At 48.1% G+C, this 9,479-nt stretch carries 7 protein-coding genes and 1 pseudogene; 7 read left to right on the top strand and 1 reads right to left on the bottom strand.

What is annotated here, in order from left to right; translation table 11 throughout:
• Window positions 1–1,748: pseudogene (locus HMPREF0670_RS04380) on the bottom strand (translocation/assembly module TamB); the annotation flags it as partial.
• A gap of 271 nt (window positions 1,749–2,019) precedes the next feature.
• Here HMPREF0670_RS04380 and HMPREF0670_RS04375 point away from each other — a divergent pair.
• The 7 genes from HMPREF0670_RS04375 (at window position 2,020) to HMPREF0670_RS04345 (ending at window position 8,753) form a co-directional block, all read left to right on the top strand.
• On the top strand, window positions 2,020–3,369 hold the full coding sequence (locus HMPREF0670_RS04375; RefSeq protein WP_009229963.1) for a Na(+)-translocating NADH-quinone reductase subunit A: 1,350 nt from the start codon (window positions 2,020–2,022) through the stop codon (window positions 3,367–3,369).
• A gap of 6 nt (window positions 3,370–3,375) precedes the next feature.
• Window positions 3,376–4,542, top strand: coding sequence for an NADH:ubiquinone reductase (Na(+)-transporting) subunit B (locus HMPREF0670_RS04370; protein WP_009229962.1), 1,167 nt, complete (start codon window positions 3,376–3,378; stop codon window positions 4,540–4,542).
• Between the two features lie 4 nt (window positions 4,543–4,546).
• A complete protein-coding gene (nqrC, locus tag HMPREF0670_RS04365) occupies window positions 4,547–5,269 on the top strand; it encodes an NADH:ubiquinone reductase (Na(+)-transporting) subunit C (protein ID WP_009229961.1) in 723 nt (240 codons plus the stop codon).
• Window positions 5,270–5,284: 15 nt separating this feature from the next.
• Entirely contained in the window at window positions 5,285–5,914 is a 630-nt protein-coding gene (locus HMPREF0670_RS04360) for an NADH:ubiquinone reductase (Na(+)-transporting) subunit D (protein WP_009229960.1), read from the top strand.
• A gap of 9 nt (window positions 5,915–5,923) precedes the next feature.
• Complete coding sequence (gene nqrE / locus HMPREF0670_RS04355; protein ID WP_009229959.1) at window positions 5,924–6,550, top strand: NADH:ubiquinone reductase (Na(+)-transporting) subunit E; 627 nt, start codon at window positions 5,924–5,926, stop codon at window positions 6,548–6,550.
• A gap of 11 nt (window positions 6,551–6,561) precedes the next feature.
• Complete coding sequence (nqrF, locus tag HMPREF0670_RS04350) at window positions 6,562–7,830, top strand: NADH:ubiquinone reductase (Na(+)-transporting) subunit F (protein ID WP_009229958.1); 1,269 nt, start codon at window positions 6,562–6,564, stop codon at window positions 7,828–7,830.
• A gap of 140 nt (window positions 7,831–7,970) precedes the next feature.
• The gene (locus HMPREF0670_RS04345) at window positions 7,971–8,753 is read left to right on the top strand and encodes a Cof-type HAD-IIB family hydrolase (protein ID WP_009229957.1); all 783 of its coding nucleotides are present in this window, start codon (window positions 7,971–7,973) and stop codon (window positions 8,751–8,753) included.
• The last annotated feature ends 726 nt before the right edge of the window (window positions 8,754–9,479 follow it).

Genomic DNA, 9,479 nt, shown 5'->3' with positions numbered 1-9,479 from the left:
AGCGAATGCTGCTGGTTGTTGTTGCTTACGTCTACAGAAATGGCGTTGAGCTTGTAGCTTTTTGCATCAGACAGCATTGCAAAGCGGTCTAGCTGCACCCTTCCGTTGGCCGTGTTGAGCGAGTTACCCTTGATGTCGGCCATTACGGCAAAGCTAAATTGCGTGTTGGGCCATTGCTTTGTGAGGCTTAGGGCAGCGGGATTGAAGTTTGTTACTTCGGCTTTTAGCTTGGCAAAGGGCTGTTTCGATGCCAGGTTGAACTGTCCTTGCAGGTTGAAATTAACGTTGGGGTCTTTGACATTTAGCTTTCCGTCGAAGGTGCCGTTGTTCCATTCGCCGTCTACGGCGATGTTTTTGTAACTGTATGCGTTGTAGAAAAACTCCTTAACATCGCCTTTTGCCTTTACATACACCGAGCCGCGAGTGGGCAGTTTGCCGTCGACGTCTATTTGGGTAGATATGTTTCCAAATCGTTTGTCGGCCAAAATCTTGCCGAGATCTAGGGCGTTGGTTTCCACTCTGCCCGAAAAATTATCGTTATGCCGGCCAAAAGCCACGGTTGCGGTGCCTGCATCGGTGCGTATGATGCCCTTGGTAGCCACGTCTTGTCCATAGCCGCCAGCCTCGCCAATATAGTCGATGTTGCCCAAACGGCCGATAACGGCAGGCACTTTGAAGTGGTTGGCGAAGTTGTCGGAAAGAAATTGCACGCCCTCGGCACTCACGCGAAGTCGCCTGATGTTGGTGGCCCAGCGCAATTTGGATGTCCAATTGCTGATAGAGCCGTCGGCTTGGAGCGAAAAATTGTTCGCGCGCGACGATATTTCGAGCGTTTTCACACGTAGGGAAGTGCTTGTGCCCGACACGTCGGCTTGCAGAAAGAAGGGCTTAGTAGAGGTTTTCAGTTCGGGTAAGAAACAAGCCAGGTCGGCCAAGGTGAGTTTTGACCTTTGCAAACTGCCACTGAACAGGAAAGAAGGCGACTGAAATTCGGTGCCGTTGAAGGCATATGTGGCCGTGATTGGCCCGAAACTGATGCTGGTGGAGGGCAAAACGCAGGTTAAATGCAGCAGACTTGCCCGTTGCTTGTTGGCCGTAAGCTCGCCTGTAAGGGCTTTAACGTGCAGACCCGACTGCTCTTTGAACGACAAGTCCTTGATATTGAGGTTCACACTGTCGTTGGTAAGGGCGTTGAGCGCAATGTGTGCGCTGATGTCGGTTGCTGAAATGTGGTTGGGAGAGAACGTGTTGGTCTTGGGTTTGTCGAGCTGATTGTAGCTAACACTGCCCCTTCGGATGATAAGCGTGTTGATACGGAGGTCGAGGGGCGTGTTAGAAGTGGTGTCTTTGGATGCCAATGAATCGAGCGCGAATTGGAAATTGGGTTGGCTTTGCGCCGACTTCTTATAAAGGTTGGCCTTTAATCCGAACAGCTGAACAGACGAAATGTGGATTTTTCCCGCTGCAAGCGCGGCGTAATCTAGCTTTGCCGAGAGCCGTGTGGCTTCGAGCATGCGCTGGTTTTGCTGGTCGTTGATAACGAGATCGTCGATGATAATTCGGTTAAGAAAGCCTAAATCCACCTTACCCACCGACACATGAGTACCCAATTTCTCCGAAAGGGCGTCGCCGATAGTGTTCCCAACAAAAGCCTGAATAAAGGGAACATGCAGCAAAACCACAAAAACGAAGTACAGGCCAACCACAGCCCATAAAATAATATTTATTATGTGTCTTAACTTTCTCAATTGCTTTGTTTGGTTGGCAAAATTACATCAAAAAAACCTTAATGCGAAATATACCCACCGTTTTTCTTTTTATTATGTTTTATTTTGATTATATTTGCAACGATAAAGCGGTGGGTGGTGTTCCTATCCATCGCTTTCGGTGTTTGTTTTGATGACGAGCACCATTTAAGCAAGCGTTCGTTGCTCTCTGCGTGGGCGCAAAGTGATGCTGCCAAGGCAAAAAGGTCGGACAAGAGATTAATCATTAAAATCAGATATATTATAGTTTATCATGGCAAATGTCATTAAGTTACGTAAAGGCTTAAACATTCACCTGAAAGGAACAGCAGCCCAAACGAAACGCGTTATAGGCGCATGCGCAGAATATGTGGTGCGTCCCGACACCTTCGAAGGCGTTGTTCCTAAACTTGTTGTACACGAAGGAGACCGTGTAGAGGTGGGTGATGCCTTGTTTGTAGATAAGAACTTTCCTGAGGTGAGGTTCGCATCGCCCGTGAGCGGAACGGTTAAGGCCGTTGAAAGAGGCGAAAGACGAAAGATACTCGGCATCAGGTTGCAGGCCGATGAGGTGCAGAAGTTTCACGATTTCGGGCGGCGCGACGTGTCGACACTCTCTGCCGATGAGGTGAAAAGTGCCTTGTTAGAGGCAGGTTTGTTTGGCTATATATACCAATTGCCTTACGCCGTGTCTACCAACCCGCAGACAACGCCTAAGGCCATCTTTGTTTCCGCACTGCGCGACATGCCCCTTGCCAACAACTTTGAATACGAGTTGCAGGGCAACGAGCGCGATTTCCAAACAGGATTGACAGCCCTTTCGAAGATGGCAACCACCTATTTGGGAATAGGAAAGAACCAAAAGGCCGACGCGTTGGTGAACGCCAAGGACGTGGAAGTGACGGTTTTCGATGGTCCATGCCCCGCAGGAAATGTAGGCGTGCAGGTAAACCACATCTCGCCAGTGAATAAGGGCGAAGTGGTTTGGACGGTCGACCCCACCTTTGTGATTTTCTTCGGAAGGTTGTTTAATACAGGTAAGGTCAATCTTCTGCGCACAATCGCCCTTGGGGGCAGTGCTATGGCATCGCCCATGTACGTTGATGCGCTGATAGGAACGCCTTTCTCGGTGATTTTGAAAGACGCTTTGACGCGCCAAGAAGACCTTCGCCTTATCAACGGAAACCCTTTAACGGGTACGAAATCGTGCTTGGAAGACAGCGTTGGCGTAAAAACATCCGAGATAACCGCTATTCCCGAAGGTGCCGATGCAAACGAAATGTTCGGTTGGATATTGCCGCGCACCAACCAATTTTCCACATCGCGCAGCTATTTCTCTTGGCTCATGGGCAAGAAGGAGTACGATTTGGATGCACGTGTGAAGGGTGGCGAACGCCATATTATCATGAGTGGCGAATACGATAGTGTGTTGCCGATGGACATTTATGGCGAGTTTCTCATCAAAGCCATCATCGTTGGCGACATCGACAAGATGGAACAGCTGGGCATCTATGAGGTTTCGCCCGAAGATTTCGCACTGGCAGAGTTCGTTGACAGTTCTAAACTCGAATTGCAACGCATCGTTCGTCAGGGGCTGAACATGTTACGTAAAGAAAATGCATAAAGCAGTATGAAAGCATTAAGACAATATTTAGATAAAATAAAGCCGAAATTCGAGCCGGGAGGCAAGCTTCACGCATTCCAAAGCATTTTCGACGGATTGGAAACCTTCCTCTATGTGCCGAACACAACCTCGAAAGTGGGAACGCACATCCACGATTCCATCGACTCGAAACGCATTATGAGCATGGTGGTTATTGCCGCTTTGCCGGCTTTGCTCTTCGGAATGTACAACGTAGGCTACCAAAACTACGCGGCAGCAGGCCATTTGGCCGATGCCAGTTTCTTTGATTTGTTCTTCTTCGGCTTCCTAGCCGTGTTGCCAAAGGTGGTTGTTAGCTACGCCGTAGGACTTGGAATAGAGTTTGCTTGGGCGCAATGGAAACACGAAGAGATACAAGAAGGATTCTTGGTGACGGGTATTCTCATCCCATTGATTATCCCTGTGAGCTGTCCACTTTGGATATTGGTGCTCGCCGTGGCCTTCTCGGTGGTTATTTGCAAAGAGATTTTCGGTGGAACAGGTATGAATATCTTCAACGTTGCGCTCTGCGCGCGTGCGTTCCTCTTCTTCTCTTACCCCTCGAAGATGACGGGCGACACCGTTTGGGTGGCTTCCAACTCCATCTTGGGCTTTGGTTACGACCTGCCCGACGGCTTTACGGCCGCCACGCCTTTGGGAGAGATTGGCGTTGGAGCCAACGTTCCGTACAGCCTTAGCGACATGATAACCGGCTTTATCCCCGGCAGTGTAGGCGAAACGAGCGTGATTGCCATAGGCATAGGTGCTGTTATCCTGCTTTGGACGGGCATCGCCAGTTGGCGTACTATGGGAAGTGTGTTTGGTGGAGGCATCTTAATGGCCTTGTTGTTTAAGCATTTGGGCATGACCAGCATCGACTGGTACGAGCATATCGTGCTGGGCGGTTTCTGTTTCGGTGCCGTATTCATGGCCACCGACCCCGTTACGTCGGCCCGAACCCACACTGGGCAATGGATTTACGGATTCCTTATCGGCGCAATGGCCCTTATCATACGTGTGATGAACCCCGGCTATCCCGAAGGAATGATGCTGGCCATACTGTTTGCCAACATGTTTGCGCCCCTTATCGACTATTATGTGGTGCAGGCAAACATAAGTAAGCGCATGAAACGTTTAACCAAAAACAACAAATGACATCATGGCAGAAGTGAAGAAAAAAGGATTAAACACCAATTCCAACGGCTATACGCTGATATATTCTACCATCCTCGTCGTTGTCGTTGCTTTCTTGTTGGCTTTCGTCTTTAAGGCGTTGAAACCTCAGCAAGACATCAACGTGGCCTTGGATAAGAAGAAACAATTGCTCTATGCGCTTAACATTCGCGACATAAGTGATGAAGAGGCTGCACAGAAGTATAAGGAAGTTGTATTGGCCGATGAGATAATAGACACCAAAGGAAACGTTACCACCAAAGGCGAACAAGGCGGCGAGAAGGCCGGTTTCTTGCTCAACAGCGCCGATTACAAGGATGGCCGCTTGGCTTTGTTCGTTTGTAAAGTAGACGGGCAAACCAAGTACATCGTACCCGTTTACGGCATGGGACTTTGGGGACCTATTAATGGCTTTATTGCATTAGATGCAGACAAGAACACTGTTTACGGAGCGTACTTCAATCACGAAGGAGAAACGGCCGGATTGGGTGCGGAGATAAAAGACAACGTGAAGTGGCAGAACCTGTTTAAAGGAAAGAAGGTGTTCGCAGAGGGCACCCAGAAAGTGGCACTCTCTGTTGTAAAGAAGGTAGACGACCCCTCTACGCAGGTAGATGCGGTAACAGGCGCCACGCTGACAAGCAATGGCGTGAGCGACATGCTTATCGAGGGTTTGTCGAAGTATCTCGTGTTTTTAACTAGTAAATAATCGAACGCAGCAGTTATGAGTAAGTTATTTTCAAAGGAAAACAAAGAAGTCTTTGTCAATCCGCTAAATCTCGATAACCCCATCATGGTTCAGGTGCTTGGCATCTGTTCGGCATTGGCCGTTACCTCGCAGCTAAAACCAGCTATCGTAATGGGACTTGCCGTTACCATCATTACGGCTTTCTCTAACGTTATCATCTCCTTGATACGCAATACCATCCCTTCGCGCATCCGAATCATCGTTCAGTTGGTGGTGGTTGCGGCCTTGGTTACCATCGTTAGCCAAGTTCTCAAAGCCTTTGTGTATGATGTCAGCGTAGAACTGTCGGTATATGTGGGTCTGATTATCACCAATTGCATCCTCATGGGCCGCCTCGAAGCCTTCGCCATGATGAATAAGCCTTGGCCAAGTTTCCTCGACGGCATCGGCAATGGCTTGGGTTATGCCTTCATCTTGGTGCTTGTTGGTTGCATTCGCGAACTTTTCGGCCGTGGGTCGCTACTTGGTTTCCAGCTAATTCCTGAGAGTGCGTACCATGCAGGCTATCTGAACAACGGCATGATGACTATGCCCGCAATGGCATTGATACTGTTGGGCTGTGTTATCTGGCTGCATAGGGCATATTTCTACAAGGAGAAAAAATAAGAAAACGCTATGGAACATTTAATCAGTTTATTCTTTAGGTCCATCTTTGTGGACAACATGATATTCGCCTTCTTCTTGGGAATGTGCTCTTATCTGGCCGTTTCTAAGAACGTAAAAACATCTTTGGGGCTGGGCTTAGCGGTAACCTTCGTGTTGCTTGTTACTGTCCCCGTCGACTATTTGCTGCAAACCAAGGTGCTAGGTCCCGATTGTTTGATAGCGGGTGTCGACCTTTCTTACCTCAGTTTCATCCTTTTCATCGCCGTTATTGCAGGTATTGTGCAGCTGGTAGAAATGGCAGTCGAGAAATATAGCCCCTCGCTTTATTCTGCTTTGGGCATATTCTTACCCCTTATTGCCGTTAACTGTGCCATCATGGGTGCCTCGCTCTTCATGCAACAGCGCATAAACATGGACCCATCCAGCACGCAGTACATCGGTTCCGTGTGGGATTCCATCTCTTATGCCGTTGGTAGCGGCTTCGGTTGGACCCTGGCCATCGTGTCGATGGGAGCCATTAGAGAGAAAATGCAATATAGCGACGTGCCCAAACCCCTGCAAGGACTGGGCATAACATTCATCACCGTAGGACTGATGGCTATGGCCATGATGTGTTTTTCGGGCTTAAATCTATAAGACAAGGATATATGTTACAGTTTATATTAATAAGTATAGCCGCTTTTCTGCTCATCATCTTGCTGCTGGTGATAATGTTGCTGGTGGCCAAGAAATACCTTTCGCCCAGTGGTAAGGTGGTTATCACCGTTAACGGAGATAAGGAACTTACCGTAGAGCAGGGCAACAACGTGATGGCCACCCTCAACGAGAACGGCATTTTCTTGCCTTCGGCTTGTGGCGGAAAGGCTAGCTGCGGACAATGCAAGCTGCAAGTGCTGGAAGGAGGCGGCGAAATTCTCGACTCCGAACGCTCGCACTTCTCGCGAAAAGAGGTGAAAGACCATTGGCGACTTGGTTGCCAGTGTAAGGTTAAAGGCGATTTGAAGGTTAAAGTGCCCGAAAGTGTGCTGGGTGTGAAAGAGTGGGAGTGCACGGTTATCAGCAACAAGAACGTGTCGAGCTTTATCAAGGAGTTCATCGTTGAGTTGCCACCAGGCGAACACATGGACTTCGTACCAGGGAGTTACGCTCAAATAAAGATACCTGCATACGAAACCATCGACTATAACAAGGATTTCGACAAGAAAGACATTGGCGAAGAGTACCTGCCTGTATGGGAAAAGTTCGGCATTTTCGACCTCAAAGCTCACAATCCCGAAGAAACCATCCGTGCTTACTCAATGGCCAACTACCCCGCAGAGGGCGACCGCATCACCCTAACCGTGCGTATTGCCACAACACCGTTTAAGCCTCGCCCGGAGGTGGGCTTTCAAGACGTGCCCACGGGTATTGCATCCAGCTACATCTTCTCGCGCAAGCCAGGCGATAAGGTGGTGATGAGTGGTCCGTTTGGTGATTTCCACCCGATATTCGACTCGAAGAAAGAGATGATTTGGGTTGGTGGCGGTGCAGGTATGGCTCCTCTTCGCAGTCAGATTATGCACATGCTCAAAACACTTCACACTCGCGATCGCGAGATGCATTACTTCTATGGTGCGCGAAGTCTGAGCGAAGCGTTCTTCTTGGAAGACTTCCACGAGTTGGAAAAGGAATATCCAAACTTCCATTTCCACCTTGCACTCGACCGCCCCGACCCCAAAGCGGATGAGGCTGGGGTGCCATACGTGGCCGGTTTTGTACACGAAGTGATGTACAACACTTACCTTAAAGACCATGACGCGCCCGAAGACATCGAGTTCTACATGTGCGGCCCTGGTCCTATGAGTAAAGCTGTGCAAGTAATGCTCGACAGTATAGGCGTAGATCGCGAGAACATTATGTTTGACGATTTCGGTTAAACGCTTGTTGCAATACTGCTCGCAGGAGCTTTTAATTTTCAGTTAATCACGACACCGCATGGCGAATGCAAAACATTCGCCGTGCGGTGTTTTCGTATTCCAATATAAAAGGCTACCTTTGCACTAAATTTTTTCAGGATATGATAAAAGCATTGTTTTTCGACATCGATGGTACACTTGTTAGCATGAAGACGCATACCATCCCCACTTCGGCTGTTAAGTCTATTGCACAGGCCAAGCACCAAGGGGTGAAAGTTTTTATCGCCACGGGCAGACCATACGCCATCATCAACAACATCGACTCCATTCTCCCCTACATAGACGGTTATCTCACCACCAATGGTGCATATTGCACCGTTGGCAACGAAGTGGTTTATCATCACCCCATCCCCAAGCGCGATGTTGAATTGATACTTAACGATGCCACCGAGCAAGACTATTCGTGTGTGGTGGTGGGCGAAAAAGACATCACCACCTATAATTATAAGGACAATATCGACCGAATTTTTAGGCGTACGCTTGACATCCACGGCATTGATTATCACTTACCAATCGAGAAGGTGATGCAATACGACATCTTGCAGTTAACTCCATTCGCCACTGTTGAACAAGAACAGCAGCTAATGCCACGCATCCCCGACTGCGTTTCTGGGCGTTGGCATCCTGAATTTATGGACATTACCTCGCGAATGGCCGACAAGGGTAGGGGGCTTGCCGCCATTGCCCAATACCTCGGCATACCCATTGATGCCTGCGCCGCCTTTGGTGATGGTGGAAACGACATCAGTATGATACGTGCAGCAGGCGTTGGTGTGGCAATGGGCAACGCCGGCAACGACGTAAAGCAAGCTGCCAACTTTGTTACAACGCATATAGACGAAGATGGTATCATGTACGCCATGCTACATTTGGGGATTATTTAAGTTTCTTTCCCGATTCACCAACGCAATGTGGGGATGAATTTTCATCCAATGTGAAACAGGCTGTCTGCCAATTTGAAGCTCAAACGGAAGCCTTTTTTATTTCAATATTATGAAGTTGTCTTGCCTTTCAATATTTCTACAAAGTGAGCGGAGTGCAATGCAAGTCAACTCACTGGCCTGTAAACTCACTAAAACCAATAACTCACAAAGGCATCAACTGACCAACTTACTAACCCGCAAACTCATCAACTCGCAATCTCATCAACTCACAGGCTCATCAACTCACAAGTCCATCAACTCACAGGCTCATCAACTCCCAAACTCATCAACTCATAAAATCAACTGCTCAAAATATTAAATTATTATCTTTTATTTTACAAAGTTGCACTTGTTTTCGCTCCGTTCTAGCGAAAATATAGGCCATAAAGTTAGTAAAAAGCTTCTGTTTTTCCTTTTTGGCGACTTGGGTTTTGTCTGTTTTTAAGCTTAACACCTGCATTTTGCACCATTTTACCCTTCTAGTTTGGTTGCTAGCTCGTATTTTTTCAACCCCAATTACCCACTTTTAACCCCTAAAAACCTACTTTTTAATGCCTATTTTGCCCCTTTCAGCCATGTGTTTCATCGCTCGAAAGGGTTTTGTTTATACCATTTCGGTGTATGTTTATGCTTAATCGCCTCGCATTTAGCGACAAATTGCACCGCATTTAGCACCAAAATGCCTTG

Origin of the sequence: Prevotella sp. oral taxon 317 str. F0108 (assembly GCF_000162415.1) — a bacterium.
Classification (GTDB): domain Bacteria; phylum Bacteroidota; class Bacteroidia; order Bacteroidales; family Bacteroidaceae; genus Prevotella; species Prevotella conceptionensis.
The sequence above is the reverse complement of the archived record's forward strand: the minus strand, read 5'-3'. Positions and strand labels throughout refer to the sequence as shown.